The following is a 20,830-nucleotide window of genomic DNA, read 5'->3' as shown; positions in this document are numbered from 1 at the left end:
TGGTTTTTTGCTTGTGCGGCGACCTGCAGGCCGCCTTCGGGCCATACAACCTGGCGGGCCGCAACGCCTGCAGTACAACCCCCAAGCGACAAACACTGGACTTTTTGAGGGTTTGTGGCATACCCTTAGAAAGAATCGGGCAGCACCCGTTTGATGCCAGGCCTATACGCCGCGGTGGATTGTTAAATCGTTTCCATCCGGAAATGGTCTTTTTGGCCAATCTCGGCGTCAATCTTTATGTTTGCCTGTGCGCCGACCTACAGGTCGCCTCCGTGCAAACGCTTGATCTCCTTGATATTGGCCAAACCGGGACCCGCCGCGAAGCGGTGGGACTGAGCACCCGAAGGGTGTGAAGAAAATTCCTCATTTCCGGATTGGAAACTGAGTTCTGCCGCGAAATCATTTCCGGATGGATACTAAATCCAACACCGAACCGTTTCGCCGTGCTGAAGACAATTCACACGTGGGGGAGGACTAGTGGGCAATCAGGAATCCGAGACCATGTCTTGTGGATCAGGCCTGAAGAACCTCTTTGCCTTATTTTGAGAAAAGAAGACACTGGCGTTCCGAAGCAACTTTCAGCCTTCAGATAACCCGTCCGGTTCGACGGTCCTCGGTGACCCTGAAATTCCTTGTTGCCCCTCGGTCCGGTCGGCCTTGGATCTCTTCTCTGGACCCCCAAAAGGGCCTGCCCCTCATAACCCGGATTTGTATCGATGCTCTGGCCGCTTGCCACACTGACCACCCTGCTGTTCCGGGATCTCCTCTACCCGCGGTTTGGGAACACCCTGCAAAGCTTCAGTAAAGATCGTGATTCAGCGGCGAATGAAATCTCTCCCGTCGCGACAACATTTTTCACTTTTTTTCTCGGGAAAACAAATGGATCCTAATGAATCGCTCTCTACGGAACACCTCCTCGAAGAAAGCTCCTTCAAGCCGATCCGCCCTGAAGAATACGCGTCTCTTGGCGTCGATCCAGCAGACATCCTCCTCGGGACATTTCCATCCCTCAAACATCCGTCACAACTTCAAAGCCGTTTTGGTGGCAACGCGTACGGATTGGGTCTTTTCGAGATATATGACCGTCTTGACGACGAGGATATAGAATTTCTTCAGTCGATCGATCTCGACAACACTGAAGATATTCGGAACAACTTCAAGAGAATCAATCAAATTTACAAACGCATTGGACTATTGATCCGTTTTTCAGGTTTCGGACGGCCATATTATCTCATTCCGTTTCACATCCTTTCGAACACCCTTGCACATATCCGATCCAGGGTTTACCAAATAAGCAAAATCATTGAGTATCATAGCAAAAAATTTCTAAAGGAACACAGCGCTATAGGAATCATTGGACAGCAGGATGATCTCGTAGTCAACGAAATCAGCCTTACGTTCAAGGATCATGAATTTATTGTAATCGATTCAATCGATACGATGGTGAATATCAACACGACGTTCGATCTCATCATATTTACAAGTGATATTTATGAAATCATTTTATTCGAAAAATTCAGCACATTATCACGTGAAATTTTGTCAAGAAAACGGATTGATCAATATGCAATTTATGTATTGATACATGTGTATCGTCTATTGAAAGACAACGGCGAAATCTTTATCATTGCAAAATATCATACCGAAAAAACAAGTCGCACCACGGAAGTAAATTTCAAGACCCTAAGAGAGATAAAGAAATTCGCTTTATTTACCCACATTTTCAAAACGAAAAAAAGATATAAATTTAACGGATCCAAAAACGCTGTCAATGTTTCCGATTTCCAGAATTATTTAAGCGGGCTTTATATTGAACAAGAGGTTCTGGATCAGCTTACAAAAGGAAAACCCATTGACGAGATATCTATTGAAGAGATTGAAAACCTCCCATATTTTGATTTCGAATTCGCAGAACCCGCCCTTCTCCGCAACCAGTCCAGGAACTGGGAGCGGACGGTTTCCATCTTCTTCGACAAAATCTTCCTGGAGCCTCTCGTCCCAGAATACGTGGCCGAGGACTGGGCGGAGCGCTTTACCTGCAAAGATTATGAACCGGACTATCTGATCAACTATTTGGGGCAAAAAAAGGTCATCGAACCGGAAATAGCCAAGGTCCTCGAGGAAGTTTCGGAGTCCAGGCTGATCGGATGCCAAACTGAACTCTTGGCCGATTACAGAGATTCCTTCGAGTATGTCCTGCGCACTCTCAGGGTGCTGGACAAACTCAAGAAGGGCAAGTATAAGGGCAGCCCTCAGATTTATATCGACCGTCTTCGACAGCCTCTCGAAAACAAAGCCCGCCGTTATCCTGCCCTTAACGACGCCCTCAAACTGATTCAGAAGATCAACCGCCTGAAAAAGGTGCGCGAATTTCTGAATCCTGAAGGGATCGAAGGCTCCCGGACCCGCGTCCTGAAGAATCTTCCCTACCTCCGCTTCTTCGGTTTTTCACGCAACGAACTTCGGGAAATCGCCCTGATCGTCCTGAGCCACAGCGCCATGGGGCGCGTCATCTCGGGTAAGATGAACGAGAAGGCCCTCAAACCCCTCTCCGATCTGGCCAGGACTTTCGAGCCCAAACAGGCGGTCAACCTCCTCCGATACTGCCGCCTGATGACAATGGCCGAGACCGAAGCCGCCCGCCAGTCTCCGATGCCATCGGAGCAGCTCCTGGAGCTGTTTGAGCTTTATGAATACACGGTTCGAATCGTAACCAACCGCGACCTTGACTGGGATCGTCTTCTCGATGAGAAGATCACGTCCATGGGGGGAATCAAGAGCAAGATCGTTCGCAAAAGTCTCAAAATGATGAATCATTTCGAGTTTATGGAAAACTGGCAGGAACTCTGCCACAAAGGCCCCATGGAGAAGGAAGTCCTCGCCGACTACGATCCCAAAAAGATCTCCAGGATCGAGAATGCCATTCAGTTTGTCGAAACCTTGGAGGAATTCGAATCCGCCTATCTGAGATCCGACCCCATTCAAGCGCCCGAATTTTACCGCAAGTTCTTCGGCATTGAATTTCACGGAACCGGGCACCTATTCCAACGTATGGGGAGCCGCCTCGTATACCTTCTTCTGTGGATCAGCGTTCATATCACCCGAAACGAAATCATCAACTTCAACCCAATCCTGGCGGACCTCGAAACAGCCGATGCCGAAAAGCGCGTCAGAAGGGTCGAAAAGGAAGTACGCACCATCAACACCCAATATCTCAGCCTCGCTTTCCTGCATCAATTCAACCGGCAGCTTTATCTGGCTAAGGCATCCTTTGTCATCGGGACCGGCTTCCAATTCAGGGTCAACGAGCGCCTTCACACACTCGAACTCTCATACATCGACCTGGATCAGGATACCCGCGAACTGCGGGTTCTTGCATCAAAGCTGGAAGGAACCTCTCTGTCAAACATTCCTTTGGAAGAACTGAGCGCCCTCGACGCGCTTTTTTTCAACATCGAGAGCTTTTGTCAAAGCCATCAAAGGATCACGGAACAGAGCGAGAGCCAGTCCCTGCACCTTCCTGCCCGGCAAAGTCGATGGTTCAAACGCGCGGAAGAACTCAAAGAGAAGCTCCGGGCAAACTTTCTGAAAAGCATCTTCAAGCCGGACGAGGTTTACACCAACCTGGATCTTCTCCACCAACACGCCCCCCATTTACTCGCTTTCGCTCTTCCCGAACTGACCGCCCTCGAAAAAGTAGATCTATCAGGCCATATTTATCTCAAATCGCCTATACTCCACTATATCATCGCCACCACAAAGAAACTCCAGGCCCTTTTCACGCACCAGAAAGAAGGGTTTCACGATTTGTCCGTTCTGCACAAGCTCGCCAAAAAAGAGTTCGGGCCGATGGCCACCGGCATTATTGGGACGAGCGAATCCCAGATCGAGGAACTGGAAAGAACGGTCGCCCGTATCGCCGAGAATCGTCCTGTGTTCAATGCCCTTGTCAAGGCCTTCATCATGCAGGACATCGGGCGGATCCCCGAATTGCGGGAAAAGTACCACGGTCTGATCAATCCGGGGGATCTGGGGGACGCCGGGGCATACTTTCTCGCCCACGAACCCCTGGACGAACGCTACGGTATGGCCCCCCAGGAATTGGATGCCCTCATTTTCCTGGTCAGACACCATAGCCTGTTGCACCATATCCTGCGGGGAGAGTTTTCATTCCCGGCTATCCTGCATGTCCTCAAAACCCGGGACCCGCTTATTTTCGACGCCTTTTTCGTCCTTTCTTTCATTATGCTCTCAGCCATTCGGGAAGACCTCCTCCTCGAAGATCTCGCTGACTGGATGTTCCGCACACGAAGCCTCTGCCACGAAATCCTGCAGGGGAAAATCACCCTGTCCCAGGCAATGGAGGATCGTTTCGCTTTGCGCGGCGGGATCTTTTTCGCCCTCGAAGAGTATCAGCAGACCGGCCTGACGGAGGAAACGACCCCCTGGGATTATCTCGAATCCACCCGCTGGGAAAAACTGCCCAAGACCAAGCGTGTTTCCGCCGGTAAAATGATATTCTCGGTCGAACGTATCCTCCGCCTGCGAGGCATCCGCTATGTGGAATTTGTCGATATTGCCAATCTCATCCTGAAAACGCCCCTCGAGTACGTTTATAAACGGCACAAATTCACCAGCATCGGCTATGCGACCTTCGAAAGAGAGGCCTTCGAAGCCCTGAGAATTTACAACACCCTTCAGGCCCTCCCCGAATCACTCCGTCATTTTCTTCTCAATCACCTCGTCGAAGATGAGATCCGCATTTTCTGGTACGAGCGCGTAAGCAATTTTTTGAGTTATGACAACCAGATCAAACTCCTGGCCTTGGTGATTTTAGTCGCCAGGCGCACCTTTGCCCAAAAAAATCCCATTTTCCTGAATTTTTTCCCTGTCAGCCAGACAATCGAAAAACGGTATGAAGCCGTGAACGATTATCTTCACAGCATTTCGCTGGAAAAAATCTGGAACGACAAGCAGCAATTGGAGCGGCTGGTGAGCAGCAACACCGACCTCATTATCAGAAAACAGGATTTCCCCAACACGCTTTGTGTGGACTTCAAAGACCAGCTCGATATCGAAGAAAAGATCACCTACATGCAAGGTATCGACAAAATAGATCAACTCAAGGACTACTTCCACTACAGCCTCAGATCGCTGAGACGATATCCTTTTCAAACGGACGATTATGAACTGAGGCTGGAGAGATCATATGAAAAACGACTCACTGAGATAACGGACATGCTGCTGCAACAGGCCGACAGGCAAATGACCCTATGCCACGACTTTGGGGAAATGCATGCAATATTCTGTGATCTTGCAGGCCGCTCGTGGGAACTCGGCCTTCTCGAAGAACAGAAGCAGCGGCTGAACGACCTCTATGAGTTGAGAAAGGACAATCTGAGGCGGGAAAAGCTGACAGAGATCGAGAGCATCCTCAGGACAATCCACAACGGTGAAGATCTCTTGGACTATTGGAACAGCATCAAATCATTTCTCAAGAAGAACCGGGATTTCATGGGGAAGGAATTCGAGTACCTGATCGCCCGAAAGTTCGATCAGGCACTCGAAGACATGCCTTCTTCCAACGAATCCTGAAACGATCCGATCTGTCATTTGCAGACGGTCTTTCTGAAATCGACGCGACCCGGCACCTTTTCAAGCCTCGACCAGCCCGACAGGCCCTCGAGACAAAGCCGCCATCGGCAGCATATCAACTTAGCGCATCACGGAACGCGGCGATCTTCCTGGCCAACTCGACCCCATCATTGGCCGCAGTCGAGATGTAGCCGATCCGCCCTGCGTCAGCTCCAATAGACTGCAAGAGGGCCTTGACGCTTTCCACCAGCTTCTTCGCCACGACCGTGCCGATCCCGGATCGACAGTTGCCGTCATGGCAGGCCAGAACCAGAACGCCGTCGACCATCCCGGGGCGGGCAAGCAGGCGCAGAACCGAGGTGGTCCGAATCGTTCCGGCACACGAGACCTCCACCCACGCGAGGCCTCTTCTGATATCCGCATCCGCAGGTGCCGCATTCAGGATGCGGCCGGCGGATTTCGTGCAGGCGATCGCGACGATCCGTTTCGAACCATCGGTATCGAGGGGCTTCAGACCGCTCAACGCCTTGAAGAAGGTTTCCTTTTCGTAGCCGACAAGCTCCAGTGCTTCGCCCGGACAGGCGCTCGCACACAGACCACAGCTCTGGCAGGCAAGCGGCAGAAAATGCGGCCGGTCGGTAAAGTGAATAGCACCGTGCGGGCAGACACGGTAACACGTCAGACAGAATGCGCAGAAATCCCGGTTATAAAGGATCGTCTCCGGATGCTCCTCCTCTTCGATCCACCGGTAGAGCTCGTGAATCTCGGACAGCGCGGCCGCGACACTCTGCTCAGTGTCCCATTCCGTCGACGGGGCTGCGCTCGAACCGATAGAAAGGACACCCCGCCGGTTGGTCAAACAGGGCCGCCGCAGAACATTGTCGGCCTGCAGGAATCCCTGCTTGTCGCGCTCGATGCGCAGGATGCCGGCAAGACTTTCCAGCTCGGAAGAAGGGGTTTCATCTTCGGCGGCGATCACCATATCCGCATCCAGAACCACGTTTTCATCCAGAACCGGATCCCTGAATCGAACCTCGACCGCATCCTTTCCCGTCTCCACCTGAACCGCATCAGGCTTGACCACAAGCCCTCCGCCTTCCCTCAAGCGGCTGTAAAGAATCTCGAGCCCGGTCGAGGCGACCTTCACCTGCGAGGTCAAGACATAAATAGAGGCACTGAACTCGGCCTGCAGCCTGAGGGCAAACCTTAGAAGCCTCTCGTGCGATGCCGCCGTCGACAAACCGTCCAGGCGGTCCAGGATAATCACCCTTCGAAAGGATCCATGCCGCTGCCGGCCGAAAATCACGTCTTCGGCCTGCGCCATAGAACACATGCGCTCACCGAACGCCGCGCCGGCAGCCAGTGCGCCCGATTCACGCTTTGCATCCAGCGCCAGAATCACGGCCCCCGCATGACGTTCGAAACGCCCGCCTCCGGACTGCAAACGGACGGCGAAATCACCTACCTGACCGATGACATCGGTCACATGCGCACCGGAAAGCACTTCGACCCCGGGCGGCACCTCGCCCCAACCCGGCTCTCCAGGTGAAGCGACAATGACGGGCAGCGCATCCTGTACCAGGGAACGGGTCATTTTCAATGCGGTCGGTCCGCTTCCGATCACTAAAACTGTCTTATGGTATTCTTCCGCCCTCATTTCCGACCCTCCAGAAAACCCGCCACATCCCTTACGACAGCCCGCGCATGGGCGATGCTGTCGACGATACTCATAGGACCTGCAGCACTCCCGGCAACAAAAACGCCGCTGCCGGGAACCGGCTGCAGAAAGCCTTCAGCTCCCACCGGCATGTCCAACCACCCGCAGAACCGATTCTGATCCGGGGCAGGCGCCATCCCAACTGACAGCACCAGCAGGTCGAACGTCATCTCCTCGACAGCATCCCCCGTCTCGACCAGAACCCCCACCCTGTCTCCTTCGACGTTGAAATAATCGCCCGGGATCTCGCGGATAAATCGAATCTCACCGGCCAGTCCGGGCCAGACATCCACGAAATCCTTCCCGTAAGTCTGGATATCCATATAAAAGCAGGTGAGGCCTGTCTCGGGCAAACGATGCTTGATCTGCCTGGCCATCCGCAACGCGTAGCCGCAGCAGACCTGGGAACAGTAGGGATGCCCCAACCGGGCGTTCCGGCTGCCCACACACTGGACAAAGGCCATCTGCCGGGGGATCTCGCCATCACTGGGCCGAAACACCCGGCCGGAGGCCTTGAGCATCGCTTCCAGTTCATACCCGGTCATGATGTTCGGAACTCGGCCGTACCCCAGATTGGTTCGTGATCGGGGATCGAAGGGGGCAAAGCCGTGGCACAGAACGGCGGCTCTGAAAGACTGTTCGACCTCGCCGTCCGGAGTCTCGAGCACAGCCAGGAACCCGTTTTGCGATGCCGTGATCATCTTGATTGCGGCATTCAGCACCGTCTTGATCCGGGGCTGTTGCGCGTACTCCTTGAGAGCGAGGTCCACCAGGCATGCACCGCACCTTTGACACTGCCCTTCGATCGCCTTGCAGACATAGCCGGCGGCATGCCCCCCCAACTGATCTTCCTTCTCGATCAGCCAGGGATGCCAACCCTCCTTCGCCAGCCCGAGCGCCACAGTGAGCCCGGCAATCCCTCCACCAATCACCAAAACGTCTTCACTCGTCCTGTCCAAGGATCTCCCCCGTCAGTTGCTTCGTCTTGACCACATTCATATTGAGCCCCAATTCCTTGCGGTCCACCCCCATGGCAAGCCCCATGATCTGGGGAAGGAAAAGGACCGGGATCTGGTATCGCGTCTCAAATCTGTTTTCGATGCTCTTCTGGTTGTCGTCGTACATGACACTGCAGAAAGGACAGACAACGCACAGGGTCTTCGCTCCGGCTGCCTTGACATGGTCGAGTTTTCCCTTTGCCATGCCGAGCGCGGTCTCTTCGTCGGCTACCAGGACCGCGCCGCCGCAGCAGTCCCTCTCCCCCGCATAGGCTAGCGGCCGTGCACCGATCGCCTCCAGGATCCGTTCAATCGATTTCGGGGCCTCGGGATCGTCCCAGCCGGGGTAGATCTCCGACGGCTTGAGATAATGGCACCCATAGTGAATAGCGACCGGAAGACCTTTCAGATCCACGGTGATACTTTCCCTGATCCGGTCGAGCCCTACATCCTCAACCAGCACCCGCGCAAAATGCCGTACACGCGCCGTCCCGCTGCAACTGCGGCCGATTCCGGCCAGCTGCCGATTGGCCTCTGCAAGATGACCCGGATCGTGAGAGAGTCGGTGCGCCTCCTCTGTCAGCATGGAGGTACAGGCGCTGCACAGGGTGCAGATTTCCATCCCGGCAGCCTCCGCCAATGCGAGATTGCGGGCAGCCAGCAAACCGGCCGCGGCCTGGTTCGTCGCCTTCATCGGGAACCCGCAGCAGCCGAAATCCGCAATATCGACGATCTCCAATCCGAGCCGCTTTGCAACCGCGCGCGCCGACATCTCGTAGTTACGCGAGCGAGCGGGTATGGTGCAGCCCAGGAAGAAAGCATATTGGTTCATTTTCCCCCCGTTTCCAGTAAACGAGCCACTTCCTCGATCTCGGACGGCAGAGGAGGAAGCCCGGCCTTTTCGCGTTTCTTGTGGTCAAAATCGTCCAGAGGATACAGCCGGCCGTGGCGCCGGATCAGATCGGCCTGCATGGCCACGCCCGATGGAGAAAACCCCTCTCTTACCGCAATGTTGCGCACAGCTGTCATCAGGTCCGTTATTCTCACCCCTTGCGGACACCGCTCCTGACAGGTATAACAGCTCGAGCAGAGCCAGATGAAATCACTCGCCAGAACCCTGTTCTTCAAGCCTAAAAGGATCATGCGGATGATCTTTCGGGGGTTGTAGACGCTGTTGACCCGCCGCACGGGACAGCCGGCGCTGCAGGTGCCGCAAGCATAGCAGGATCGGATACCCTCCCCGCCGTGCTCTGCGGCAACCATTTCTGCAAAGTCGTCAAATACCTCATCCGGGTTGATCTGGGACACGTAGACCTCCTGTCTGCTCACGAACGGACTGAATTCAGCCTGGTTTCTGTCCAAAAACAGCCTTCCCCGTGTAATGGTCATATTATGGCTGTAATATAGCCATTCCATGGTCTGGCGGTAAAGTGAATTTTCTCTGTCCCCGAACCTCTCTTCCCCTGTTCCTTGAGCCGGAAAAGCCGGTCGAAGAGGGAACGATTCTCGGATTCTCTCTGCGGGATCTTTGAAAAGACAGGATCGAAAGCGATACCCGCTTAGGACCCGACACTCCCCCATAGGTGCAAACAACCTGTAGACAGCCATCGACTCCAAGATCTCTTGCATCCGAAAGGACAAGTTTTTATTATATCCACGAAGTTTTCTGCCACAAGGAAAAAGCGGTATACAATCCGGAAGTTCGAAGGATTCGATCGTGAAAAAATTCAACCTGCTCATCATTTCCGGTCTATCGGGCTCCGGTAAGAGTACAGCGATCCACGCCCTCGAGGATGTCGGCTTTTTCTGCGTAGACAACATGCCCGTCCTCCTTCTGCCGAGGTTCCTGGAGTTGCGCTCCGGCAGTGCTTCCGAAGTACAAAAGCTCGCTTTCGGGATGGACTTGCGCGAAAAAGGTTTCCTCCAGCATTACCAGGAGGTGTTCTCATCCTTGAAAAAGGAGGGATACCACCTGGAAATTCTTTTTCTGGAAGCCGATGAAGAAGTCCTCATCAAACGCTACAGCCAGACACGGCGTCAGCACCCCATCGGCCACGGCAAAGGATTGAGAGACAGCATCCGCTCAGAGCATAAACAGCTCGATGGCCTCAAACAGATCGCCGACCAGGTGATCGACACGTCCGGGATGACCGTTCATCAGTTGAAGAAGTGGGTCCTGAACCACACGTCCCGCCACATCCATCCCCGAGGTATGCGGATCAACGTCCTGTCCTTCGGCTTCAAGTATGGAGTCCCCGCTGAGGCAGATGTCATACTGGATGTGCGCTTCATCCCGAATCCCTATTTCATCCCCGAGCTTAACGCCTTGAGCGGGACAGACCCGCGGGTGCAGCAGTTTGTTCTCAAGTGGCCCGAAACCGATGCCTTCCTTGACCGTGTCTTCGGACTCCTGGACTTTCTCATCCCTCTTTACCAAAAAGAGGGAAAGGCCTATCTGACTCTTGCCTTCGGCTGCACCGGCGGCCGGCACCGCTCCGTGACCGTGGCCGAAAAGGTCTTCGAACATCTTCGAACCCCCGACCGCGAGGCCGTCCTCACACATCGGGACATGGACCTCGCCTCAAAAGAGAGGGAAGCTCAAAGCCAAACGGCGTAAGCCTGTCCTCTGGAGGTGTCATGCAAACATCCATCGATAATCCTGTCGAAATCCTGCAGCGCAAGGGTGTCCGAATCCCGTCCCCGGCGGGTATCGAGATAGGGCCCGAGGTCCGCCTCGACCGAATATCCGGCGAACGGGTCACCCTTCACGCAGGCTGCCGCATCTTCGGCTCCAAGACGCTTATCCTCCCCGGGGTCGAACTCGGCTATGAGGCGCCTGTTACCATCAAAGACTGCCAATTGGGAGTGAACGTCCAAATCAAGGGAGGCTTTTTCGAGGGGTCCTGCTTCCTCGCAGGAGCCGCCGCCGGGTCAGGGGCCCAGGTTCGATCGGGCTGTCTGCTGGAGGAGAAGGCCCGCCTGGCCCACTGTGTAGGCCTGAAACAAACGATCCTCTTTCCTTTCGTCACCTTGGGCAGCCTGATCAATTTCTGCGACTGCCTCATGGCCGGGGGCACGGACGAAAAAAATCACAGCGAGGTGGGAAGCAGCTACATCCACTTCAACTACACCCCGAACCAGGACAAAGCCACGGCCTCCCTGGCCGGGGATGTCCCCCACGGGGTGATGCTGAACCAGCCGCCGATCTTCCTCGGTGGACAGGGCGGGTTGGTCGGACCTCTGACGATCGCCTATGGAACCGTGGCTGCAGCCGGCAACATCCTTCGAAAGGACGTGCTGAAAGAAAATACGCTGATTCTCGGGCAGAAACCGGTGCCCCGGCAAGTTGCTCACCATCCCGGGCTCTATTCCCAACTCAAACGCATCATCCAGCTGAACCTCTTGTACATCGGGAACCTTGCGGCCCTTCGCCAGTGGTATCGGGTCGTCCGCGCCCGTTTCGTGGACAGCGGCACCATGCAGGGCGACCTCCACAGCGCCGCCATCGACACCCTCTCCAACGCCATTCAAGAACGGATCAAGCGCCTCGGAGAGGTGGCGCAGAAGCTTCCGCGGTCCATGGCCCTGATCGAACAGGCCGGCAGTGGAATGGAACTGCCGAAGGCGTGGCATCAGCAGCGCGAGTTTCATGCGCGATGGCCCGAAATTTCGGGGACCTTCGATCAAACCCTCGACTATGAGGGAAACCCTGCTCCGCGGGATGCCTTCCTTCATGAACTGGAGAAGGCAGCCGGGAGGCACGGCCGCGATTACCTGAACACCATCCGAGGGCTCGATCAGGCCTCGAGGGGATCGGGAACCCGCTGGCTGCAGGAGATCGTCGATCACCCGGTCAAAATCGCCATGCAGATGCTTCCCTTCACCAACGGGAAAGGGGCTGCATCATGACAAGATTGTTCGGTACCGACGGAATCCGCGGCATCGCCAACGAACACCCCATCACCGTCGAGATGGGCCTCCATCTCGGCCGCACCCTGGTCCTTTTCTGCAGGAAACACGGTCTGCGCCCCGCCATCGTGATCGGGCGCGACACCCGCCAATCAGGAACCATGCTCGAGCAGGCCCTTTCTGCCGGAATCCTCTCGGCGGGAGGGGACGTCTGTGCAACCGGCGTCCTGCCGACACCCGGCGTCGCCTATTTCGCCCGGCACCTGAAAGCGGGCTTCGGGGTCGTCATCTCCGCTTCCCATAATCCCTATCCCTATAACGGGTTCAAGATCTTTTCAGACCAGGGTCTCAAACTCTCCGATGACGAGGAGGCCGAGATCGAAGAACTGCTTGCAGAGCCGCCGCAGTATCCCCCTCAAAAGACAGCGTCACCCGGTTGGTATCGACAGGCTTTGCGCGCCCAAAACCGCTATGGCCGTTTTCTCGAAACGTCCCTCGCCGGGGGCCCAAGCCTCAAACATCTTTCGGTTGTAATCGACTGCGCCAACGGAGCGGCTTCATCCGTGGCGCCAGCCCTCTTCAAACGGGTGGCAGGCCGGGTTCACGTCCTGCATGCCGCTCCGGACGGCATCAACATCAACCAAGGCTGCGGATCCCAGCACCCGGAGACCCTCTGCAGAGCGGTCGTCGAACAAGGCGCCGATGCCGGGCTTGCCTTCGACGGCGACGCCGATCGGCTGATCGCCGTAGACGAAAACGGCGCCGTCCTGAGCGGGGATCAAACCCTCACGGTTTGTGCAGAGATGCTGCAGCGCCAAGGCGCATTGGCAGGAAACTCGGTGGTAAGCACCATCATGAGCAATTGCGGACTGCAATCGGCTCTTCAAGCGATGGGCATCCGACATGTCACCACCTCCGTCGGAGACCGACAGGTCCTGGCCGCCATGATGGCTGAAGGGGCCGTTCTGGGGGGTGAGGATTCCGGGCATATGATCTTCCTCAGCCACCACTCGACCGGGGACGGTATCCTTTCAGGCCTTCAACTGCTCAAAGCCATGACCCTGCTTGCAGCTCCGCTTTCGTCGCTGGCAAAACGGATGCGCATTTTCCCACAAATCCTCCTGAACGTTCCCGTAAGAGCAAAACCGGATCTGAAAACATTGGCGCCCCTGCAGGACGTGGTGGCCGAAGTGGAAGGCGATCTGAACGGAAGGGGGCGCGTACTCGTGCGATACTCAGGGACGGAGCCCCTGTGCCGGGTCATGGTGGAAGGAGAAGAGGAAAAGGCGGTCGAGGACTACGCCCACCGCATTGCACGGGTCGTACAAACGGTGCTCGGCTGAGCTTTCACTCGAACTCCTCCGATTCTTCGGCAGGGTAAAACCGCGAAAGGTTTTCACGGCGGATGTCGTCCGGGTCCCCGGCGATAAGCATCTCCTCTGCCTGCTGCCGGAACAAATAGGCGGACCGCTCCATGTCCGCGAGTTTTTCCAGCACGCCTTCCGATCGCAGCAGGGCCTTCACCGTCTGGAAAATGTCCTCGTCCCCGTAAAGAAACGCGCCTTCGTGCAGGATCTTGCAGGCCACCATCCGCTTGAAGTCGTCAAAACGCATCTGCTCCCGGACTCGGCTGAGATCCTTGACGACGTAGTCGATCTCTTCCCGCATGTGGGGAGCCATCAGGAGGCGGGATTTCTCCTCGAAGATTGCGGCATCGAGCCGGTGCCAGATCTCGGGCGGACAGCCGTCTTCCACAATCACCACCAGATCCATGTCCGACCCCTGCACCAGCCTTCCGGTGCTGCGCTCGGGGCGAGGAACATCGTGGGCCATGTTGTAGACTATGTCACCGGCGATGATGAAGCAGCACCGCCAGCCGGACTGATATTCCGACTCGAGCCACATCCCCAGACCGGAGGCGATGCGGTATACCAGGTCGACCTTTGCGCGGCTTACCGCCTCGATATGCCGACGGACCTGGTCCGCGCGTGCCTCCACCGCGTCCGGTGCAGACCGGATCCCGACCACGGAGTACGTCAGGAATTCGCGCCAGATCGACGGGGATAGACGCACCAGCCTCTCGAGCCGCCGGTCGAGCCGCAGATAGTGCGTCCCCACGCTCCGCATCAGGAGACGGCTGGATCGTTTGCAGGTCTGCCACAAAACGATGCCATCCTCCTTCAGGGCATTGTCCAGTTCGGCGCCCGTAAGGGGGCCCTTCTGTTCGATCAGACGTATGATCCGCTCCTCCATAACATCACTCATCCCAGGATCGTGTTTCCTCGACTGGCGATGAAGGCTGCGGAACCGTCACAGAGGATCTTCTCGAAGGCCGCATCGATCATCTTCTTGATCGCGATGGCCTTTTCGAGGCCCATCCGCCTTTTCCCCCCCAAAAGGCGGATAAAATCAAGGAACTGACGATCGAGTGGCAAACGATGGATGAAAGGGGTTGCTTCGTCCGCCGAGTCCAACCCGGCACGGACCCTTTCCGCGGCAAACCGGACGAAGTCCTCGAATCTGTCAAGAAAGTCGACCCGCTTCAAGGGGTCCGTCCCGGCGTGATCCAAAGCTCTCTTGAGAAAGTAGCCATGGGCCCTCGGCGTCAGGGCGGTACGGAAAAAGGGCAGCCTTTCACATAGATCCTCCAAAGACCCGATTTCCTCCGTCACCTCGCAGGCAACCGCCTCCATGGCTTCGGCGCCCCAGTCGAGCAGGCTGAAAAGGGGGTTCATCCTGCGGCTCGAATACGCGAAGCTGTCAAGCCCCTTCGTCAACTTCAGCCAGAAACGCTGCGACCCGGGCGACAGCCGTTCGAATACAGCGGCCTGAGGACATTTTTCGCGGCGGCATTTGTCCCCGTAATCGACGCGGTAGCGCAGGTCGACGCCGTCATGCCCTGCGGGGTGAAGCAGGCATCCCACCAGCCGGCATTCCCGGTCGAGGTACCCGAGGGCCCAGCAACTGAAGCCGACAATCGGTGAAACATCTCCGCTGCGGCGGTCGAAGGCGCGTGTATTCTCGCGCAGGATGCGCTGGATGATGATCCGATAGTCGATGTGCTCATAGCCCGCAGGGCGTATCGGAGGGCAGCAGGCAAAGCAGCTTTTCAACCCGTCGGGATAACAAAGGGTGGTTCCGCCGGCGGGCGACGCATCGGTTGCGTTCGTCATCGTTTACCTGACCAGTCCGGGAAACGGGGCCGGGCGATCGATTTTGTCTCCGACCTTTGTTCCGCAGAACTGGCAACGATATTCATACTTGTCCCCCTCCGGCAGAACAAGCAGCAGAAACCGCCTCACGGGGACGGCCCGGCGGCAGTTCGGGCAGTAGAGTTCCGTCGCCTCCAGTTGATCGAAGTGGGCCTGGGGTTGATTCGTTCTTCTTGCCGGACCTTGAGAAAAAACAAACGGGCGTCTATTCATCTTGAAAACCTTTTGAAAAATGTCGACGAATCATGCTAGTTTGTGTCTATCTGGAGATGATTATACAACACGATCTAGTTTCCATCCGGAAATGATTTTCCGGTAGAACTCAGTTTCCAATCCGGAAGCATCCTAGCAATCTCCGCCATTGAAAGCAAGTCTCCGAGAACCGGCATCCTAAGCTCAACAGGGAGGAAGATCCATGAAAGTCAAACACATCGACCACATCGGCATCGCTGTCAATGAAATCGCCTCTGCTGGCAAGTTTTACACCGATATCCTCGGGCTGGAGATCAAGGATATCGAAACGGTCGCCGATCAAAAGGTCAAGGTCGCCTTCCTCCCCATTACGGACAGTGAAGTGGAGTTGCTCGAATCCACCGAACCTGACGGCCCCGTGGCCCGCTATATCGAATCCCGCGGCGAGGGCATCCAGCACATTGCCTTTTGTGTCGAAAATATCGAGGAAGCACTGGAGGAACTCAAAGGCAAAGGCGTCCGCCTGATCGACCAGACGCCGCGGAGAGGGGCGGGAGGCGCAAAAATCGCCTTCATCCATCCGAAAGAGACCAACGGGGTACTGATTGAAATATGCGAACGCGGCGTCTGAGCTTCCGCCGATTCTGGAGAAGCTTCACCGGACTCCTTGCAAGAGTCCTCTCTTAAAAACGATAGGTGACCAGCCCGTGGGTTGTGTCGTAGGGAGAAATGCTGACCTGAACGCGGTCGCCCGCCATGACCCTGATGCGGTTTTTTTTCATGCGGCCCGAAAGCACACCGCGGATGGTCAATTGGTTGTCGCATTGGATTTCCATGGCCCCTCCGCCCAGGACCCTGGTTACCTGGCCCTCCAGCTTGATGAGATCATCTTTGCTCAAAATTGTCTCCCTGTGATCGTGTTGTCATGAAACATTATGCCCCAAAAAGTTCAGGTTTTCCATGTCTATCAACCGGAGGCGCCCCGCTGCGGGTTCGGCCGGCCGGCAACGAGCGGCGAACGCCTTGCTGCACCGGGGTTTCTGTAGCGCCGAAAGGGCTCCCGAATATTTCCGCTTCGATGCCTCCGGTCCACTCACTCCGCTTTTCAAGGACCCCGGGAACCGCCCCGTTCCCCGGTGTGACAGCGGCAGCCCGGGTGAGCCTTCCCTGCTGACATGCAACCAAACGCGGATATCCGGCAAACGCACGCTACCATGTACATCGAGACGAAAATATCCAAGAGTTCAACCTACCCGAAGATCGCCGACGTTACCGGAGTCATCTTGGCGGGGGGAAAAAGTCTTCGCTATGGCAGGAACAAAGCGTTAGTGGAGGTGGACGGCATCCCGCTGATCGAGCGTGTTTTCAAAGTCATGGATGCCCTTTTTCAGCAGGTCATCGTTATCACCAATACACCGGACCTCTACGGCTATCTCGGCCGACCCATGTTTCAAGACATCGTCAAGGGGCTCGGCCCTATGGGTGGTCTACTCACAGCCCTGAGCGCGATCTCTCCCAAACCAGGATTCATCGTAGCCTGCGACATGCCCGCACTCAACGCCAGCCTGATTCGTCACATGGTCATGGCGGGGGAAGGCTTCGACATTGTCGTCCCGATGGTCGGACATCACTTCGAAGCCCTTCACGCCCTATACGGACCTGCCTGCCTTGCCCCCATCAAGACGTTGCTCCTCCAAAACACACTGCAGATCAAACGGCTGTTCGAACACGTATCCGTTCGATATGTGGAAGAAAATGAATTACGGCGCTTCGACCCGCAGCTCGCCTCCTTTTCCAATATCAACAGCCCCATGGAGGTAGAAAGGTTCGTGAAAACAAAAAGGCGATAAGGAATGTGAGATTTTCTCAGCCTCCTGCATCGGTTTATACCCGGGAAAGGGCATCCTGAACGTCAGGCTCACTCCCTTTCTTCTGTCACACCGGCGTGCCCCGTAATGGGCCAAACACAGGGGATATCTTTCACTAACGCGAACATCAGGATGGTTTGTGATGCTCGGACTCATGATCACCGTGGCAATCGTGCTATTCGTATCGGCGGGCTGTTCCCTTTTCGAAGCGGTTTTCTATTCGGTCCCGCGGCGTCACATCGAAGCGAAAGCCCAGGAGGGAAGCACCAACTGGAAGGTTTTCAAAGACATGCGGAGCAATGTCGAAAAACCCATATCCGCCATACTTTCCCTGAATACCATCGCGAATACCGCCGGAGCCGCTTTTGCCGGCTCGGCGGCCAGCGCTGTTTTCGGTGCAGACGGTCTGCCCTATTTTTCCGCCCTTTTTACACTCGCTGTCCTGCTGCTTTCCGAGATCATTCCCAAAACCGCCGGCGTCGTCTATTCAAGGGCCATCGGTGCCTTCATCGGCTATCCGATCAAGGTGCTTGTGGTTGTCATGTCGCCCTTTATCTGGTTGACCGGTACGGTGACGCACCTGATCGCCAGATCCAAGGCCGAAGAAAACGTCACGGCTGAAGAATTGCTCATCATGGCACGGCTAAGCATGCGGAGCGGTGGCATCAAGGCCTACCAGGAAGAGGCGATCGAGCGCATCCTGACCCTTCAGGAAAAGCGCGTCAAAGAAGTCATGACGCCGCGGACCGTCATTTTTTCCCTCAGCGAACATCTTACCCTGGATGAGGTCAGCCTCCTCGATACAGGATGGGAGCACAGCCGTTTCCCGGTCTATGATGAAAGCAAGGAGGATGTCGTCGGCGTGGTATTGACGAAAGAGGTCTTCATGGCCTTGGCCGCGGGCAAGGGACGTCTTCATCTGACGCAGCTGATGCGGCCGGTCCACTTCGTCGCCGAGGCCGCCCCCTTGAACCGCGTCCTGATGGAATTCCTGCAGCTGCGTCAACACCTGTTCGTAGTGCTCGATGAATACGGCGGTCTTTCAGGGCTGATCACCCTCGAAGATATCCTGGAAGAAATTCTGGGCCGCGAGATCATGGACGAATCGGATCAGGTGGCGGACAAGCGCCAACTCGCAAGGATGAGGCGGCAGGTGATCGCGGCACAAACACCGAAGGGCACCCCGCCTTCATCGATCGGGAAAACCTGAAATGGAGCCGCTCGCGAAACGATCTGAGGCCTCGGCGGGATTGCACAATGGAGTTGCCGGCACCATTCAAGCCCTGCATCTGACAGGAAGGTGCGACCGCCCATTCCGCTTCGAGCGCCCGAATCGGTCTGTCGGCCAACCGAAGAAGATTTTCAGACGCGATCAGACGCCCATTGCAACCTGTCTATTTCAGAAGAAGAAATCGTCCGTCGACACATTCTCTTTCCCTTCAGGAGACCGGGCACCCGCCTCTATAGGGCTTTTCCCCGTGGGTCGAATGGAGATAGTGCCCAAACTGCCTCGAACACAGAGGCGTAAACCGATCATAGACCGTCATCATCTCAAGCCCCGGCACCAGCGCCCGATAGACCGGAATCCCCAGATCCTCCCGGGTCAGATCTACGTAGATGGGTCTTAGCCCGTTCGCTTCAAGCAGCTTTTCGATCGTCCTCAAATCGGCTTCCGCGTCCCCCGAGGCATAACAGGGAATGTCCCGCACACGCCGAACCGGCAAGGCGGGGGGCGGCGGCATGGCCCCGAACCAGTAGGGGTAAGGGTATGGGATTTCCGTCAAGGCCGAAAGGAGGGCGCGTCTTCCATCGAGATGGGCGGCACTGCCTTTGAGGACTACGCCCCCTGGCCCCACGACGAAGGCCTGGTGGCAGGGGATGCCGAACTCCGAGGTCATATCCCGAAACTGGATCACGATGCCTTTCCGGCCGAAGGCATCGATGATTTCAGCGCCTTCACTGCCTTCGAAGTCCATCAGAAAGCAGCCTCCTTCCGTAAAGGGCACCACCTTCTCGGCATCCCGCTCGATGACTTCCAGCAGCGCGCTGAGCTTGGCGGCCGCAGGCGACTGCCCGGCCCCGAAACCGGTGGACGAAAGCCCGCTCGTCAGATTGCGCTCGTCCAGATTGGGGAACAGGAAGGCAAGCTGCGCCGGCACATAGATCGTTTCGCTCCGCCCACCGACTGTCCTCTCACCATCCACCCAATACAGGGGATCGCCTGCATAAGGGACTTCCAGGGTCAACGCATCGGGATCGAGCACAGAGACACCAGCAGCCTCGAGTTCGTCATAGGTGCCCTTGATCAATGCATGTTCCAGCCTGTACCCGCGGCACATCCCGTCCCCGACCGTGGCAAAGGCCGAAAAGCGTTCCACAATCTCCATCAAACAGGAGATCCGGGCCTGATGGATGTCGAATCCCCGACCGTAGCTGATCTGATTCACATCCAGTTCAAACCGGTTTCGCTCGACCGCCGCGACCACCGCGGTCCGCCAGGGACGCTCGACCGCGTAAGGGCTCACGGTGGCCTCCGTCCGCGACTCCCAGCCTTGGAGTACCCCCAAGCCTTCCAGCGTGCGAATCAGGGCCCTGCACGTCTCCTTCAGAACGGCTCCGCCCTTGCGCTCGTTATGGCAGCTGGGGGATGCCTGCTGTTCGTGCAGTCGAACCACCGAGCCCTTCCAGACAGCCAGGGTTTCGAAATCGAAAGGAATGTCGTATTCTGCAGCATCCGGATCAGGCAGCGGTTCGTGCTGCATCATGTTCCGGGCAAAACAGCGCAGCCAGTAAAAGTGACCCGGAGGGAGATTTTGCCGGGACCATGGGATATCGATCAGGGGGGATGCCGCGCGCAGAACCGGCCAGGTCACTCCATTCAGCAGTGTCGTCAGCTCTCCGGATCGATCCTTTGCGACCAGGCGCTCCGCCGCAAGGGCCAGGAGCACGGGATCGCCTGTCAGACCTTCGCCCAGGAGCGAGCGCACCTCCCCCTCTTCCAGTCTGCCGACAACCGCGAGGAGATGCCTGTGCATGAAAGAATCATAGGGGTGATCGCGAAGATAGGCCAGCCCCTCCGGCAGACCCCATCCGGCCTCCGGCACGCAGGCGAACCATCCGACGCCCTGGCCTGTCCCGATCCGGTCCAGCCGGAATTTTACCCGTTCTCCCTTCGAAGGCATCGCTTTCAGACCGCCGCCCGTCCAGAAACCGTCTTCCGCTTATCCTCTCCGTTCGATCCACAGGCTCGGACGCAAGGCCGGTCGTGCTTTCCTCCACGCGTTATCGGCATCGATCGTACCCGCAGGGAACCGCTATTCGGGTATGAGCGCGCTGCCA

The 20,830-nt window shown here is 56.3% G+C and carries 19 protein-coding genes; 8 read left to right on the top strand and 11 right to left on the bottom strand.

All coding sequences use genetic code 11. From position 1 onward, the window contains the following. The first annotated feature begins 203 nt into the window (after positions 1 to 203). Positions 204 to 353: a hypothetical protein gene (locus ACZ500_RS20720; RefSeq protein ID WP_464229363.1), complete on the top strand. Its 150-nt coding sequence runs from the start codon at positions 204 to 206 to the stop codon at positions 351 to 353. Positions 354 to 1,020: 667 nt separating this feature from the next. On the opposite strand, the gene ACZ500_RS20715 is transcribed toward ACZ500_RS20720, so the two are convergent. Both ACZ500_RS20715 and ACZ500_RS20710 read right to left on the bottom strand, forming a co-directional pair. Then, complete coding sequence (locus ACZ500_RS20715) at positions 1,021 to 1,173, bottom strand: hypothetical protein (RefSeq protein WP_464229361.1); 153 nt, start codon at positions 1,171 to 1,173, stop codon at positions 1,021 to 1,023. A 621-nt stretch (positions 1,174 to 1,794) separates the two neighbouring features. Then, complete coding sequence (locus ACZ500_RS20710; protein ID WP_464229360.1) at positions 1,795 to 2,154, bottom strand: hypothetical protein; 360 nt, start codon at positions 2,152 to 2,154, stop codon at positions 1,795 to 1,797. A 9-nt stretch (positions 2,155 to 2,163) separates the two neighbouring features. Between ACZ500_RS20710 and ACZ500_RS20705 the strand changes: the two genes are divergently transcribed. Next, the gene (locus tag ACZ500_RS20705) at positions 2,164 to 5,595 is read left to right on the top strand and encodes a hypothetical protein (protein ID WP_464229359.1); all 3,432 of its coding nucleotides are present in this window, start codon (positions 2,164 to 2,166) and stop codon (positions 5,593 to 5,595) included. Between the two features lie 115 nt (positions 5,596 to 5,710). Here the strand turns inward: ACZ500_RS20705 and ACZ500_RS20700 are convergent, their stop codons facing one another. The 4 genes from ACZ500_RS20700 to ACZ500_RS20685 are packed head-to-tail and all read right to left on the bottom strand — an operon-like array spanning position 5,711 to position 9,639. Continuing rightward, on the bottom strand, positions 5,711 to 7,252 hold the full coding sequence (locus ACZ500_RS20700; RefSeq protein ID WP_464229358.1) for a hydrogenase iron-sulfur subunit: 1,542 nt from the start codon (positions 7,250 to 7,252) through the stop codon (positions 5,711 to 5,713). Then, positions 7,249 to 8,271: an FAD-dependent oxidoreductase gene (locus ACZ500_RS20695; RefSeq protein ID WP_464229357.1), complete on the bottom strand. Its 1,023-nt coding sequence runs from the start codon at positions 8,269 to 8,271 to the stop codon at positions 7,249 to 7,251. Before ACZ500_RS20695 ends, ACZ500_RS20700 begins: the two co-directional genes overlap by 4 nt. Then, positions 8,255 to 9,142: a CoB--CoM heterodisulfide reductase iron-sulfur subunit B family protein gene (locus tag ACZ500_RS20690; RefSeq protein ID WP_464229356.1), complete on the bottom strand. Its 888-nt coding sequence runs from the start codon at positions 9,140 to 9,142 to the stop codon at positions 8,255 to 8,257. Before ACZ500_RS20690 ends, ACZ500_RS20695 begins: the two co-directional genes overlap by 17 nt. After that, positions 9,139 to 9,639, bottom strand: a complete 501-nt coding sequence (locus ACZ500_RS20685; RefSeq protein WP_464229355.1) for a 4Fe-4S dicluster domain-containing protein — start codon at positions 9,637 to 9,639, stop codon at positions 9,139 to 9,141. The genes ACZ500_RS20690 and ACZ500_RS20685 overlap by 4 nt, the downstream gene beginning before the upstream one ends. A gap of 388 nt (positions 9,640 to 10,027) precedes the next feature. On the opposite strand from ACZ500_RS20685, the gene rapZ reads away from it, so the two are divergent. Genes rapZ through glmM form a run of 3 tightly spaced genes read left to right on the top strand, consistent with a single transcriptional unit; the run spans position 10,028 to position 13,562 of the window. After that, a complete protein-coding gene (gene rapZ, locus ACZ500_RS20680; RefSeq protein WP_464229354.1) occupies positions 10,028 to 10,927 on the top strand; it encodes an RNase adapter RapZ in 900 nt (299 codons plus the stop codon). Positions 10,928 to 10,947: 20 nt separating this feature from the next. Further along, positions 10,948 to 12,219: a UDP-N-acetylglucosamine pyrophosphorylase gene (locus ACZ500_RS20675; RefSeq protein WP_464229353.1), complete on the top strand. Its 1,272-nt coding sequence runs from the start codon at positions 10,948 to 10,950 to the stop codon at positions 12,217 to 12,219. After that, the gene (gene glmM, locus ACZ500_RS20670; protein WP_464229352.1) at positions 12,216 to 13,562 is read left to right on the top strand and encodes a phosphoglucosamine mutase; all 1,347 of its coding nucleotides are present in this window, start codon (positions 12,216 to 12,218) and stop codon (positions 13,560 to 13,562) included. The genes ACZ500_RS20675 and glmM overlap by 4 nt, the downstream gene beginning before the upstream one ends. A gap of 4 nt (positions 13,563 to 13,566) precedes the next feature. Here the strand turns inward: glmM and ACZ500_RS20665 are convergent, their stop codons facing one another. Genes ACZ500_RS20665 through ACZ500_RS20655 form a run of 3 tightly spaced genes read right to left on the bottom strand, consistent with a single transcriptional unit; the run spans position 13,567 to position 15,644 of the window. Next, on the bottom strand, positions 13,567 to 14,484 hold the full coding sequence (locus ACZ500_RS20665) for a hypothetical protein (protein ID WP_464229351.1): 918 nt from the start codon (positions 14,482 to 14,484) through the stop codon (positions 13,567 to 13,569). Beyond that, the gene (locus tag ACZ500_RS20660) at positions 14,481 to 15,392 is read right to left on the bottom strand and encodes a hypothetical protein (protein ID WP_464229350.1); all 912 of its coding nucleotides are present in this window, start codon (positions 15,390 to 15,392) and stop codon (positions 14,481 to 14,483) included. Before ACZ500_RS20660 ends, ACZ500_RS20665 begins: the two co-directional genes overlap by 4 nt. 3 nt (positions 15,393 to 15,395) lie before the next feature. Next, the gene (locus ACZ500_RS20655; RefSeq protein ID WP_464229349.1) at positions 15,396 to 15,644 is read right to left on the bottom strand and encodes a cytoplasmic protein; all 249 of its coding nucleotides are present in this window, start codon (positions 15,642 to 15,644) and stop codon (positions 15,396 to 15,398) included. Between the two features lie 202 nt (positions 15,645 to 15,846). Between ACZ500_RS20655 and mce the strand changes: the two genes are divergently transcribed. After that, positions 15,847 to 16,254 (top strand): methylmalonyl-CoA epimerase, encoded by a 408-nt coding sequence (mce, locus tag ACZ500_RS20650; RefSeq protein WP_464229348.1) that lies wholly within the window; start codon positions 15,847 to 15,849, stop codon positions 16,252 to 16,254. Between the two features lie 52 nt (positions 16,255 to 16,306). Here mce and infA read toward each other — a convergent pair whose 3' ends face one another. Beyond that, a complete protein-coding gene (gene infA / locus ACZ500_RS20645; RefSeq protein WP_464229347.1) occupies positions 16,307 to 16,522 on the bottom strand; it encodes a translation initiation factor IF-1 in 216 nt (71 codons plus the stop codon). Positions 16,523 to 16,837: 315 nt separating this feature from the next. Between infA and mobA the strand changes: the two genes are divergently transcribed. Together mobA and ACZ500_RS20635 are read left to right on the top strand one after the other, a co-directional pair. Beyond that, positions 16,838 to 17,473 (top strand): molybdenum cofactor guanylyltransferase, encoded by a 636-nt coding sequence (gene mobA, locus ACZ500_RS20640; protein ID WP_464229346.1) that lies wholly within the window; start codon positions 16,838 to 16,840, stop codon positions 17,471 to 17,473. Between the two features lie 160 nt (positions 17,474 to 17,633). Beyond that, positions 17,634 to 18,701 carry a hemolysin family protein gene (locus ACZ500_RS20635; protein ID WP_464229345.1) on the top strand — a complete coding sequence of 356 codons (1,068 nt, stop codon included), beginning with the start codon at positions 17,634 to 17,636 and terminating at the stop codon, positions 18,699 to 18,701. A gap of 229 nt (positions 18,702 to 18,930) precedes the next feature. On the opposite strand, the gene ACZ500_RS20630 is transcribed toward ACZ500_RS20635, so the two are convergent. Then, positions 18,931 to 20,673, bottom strand: coding sequence for a YcaO-like family protein (locus tag ACZ500_RS20630; protein WP_464229344.1), 1,743 nt, complete (start codon positions 20,671 to 20,673; stop codon positions 18,931 to 18,933). Positions 20,674 to 20,830: the final 157 nt, after the last annotated feature.

This window comes from Desulfatiglans parachlorophenolica, from assembly GCF_055394735.1.
Note: the sequence above shows the minus strand (reverse complement) of the source record. Positions and strands in the feature narration are given on the sequence as shown.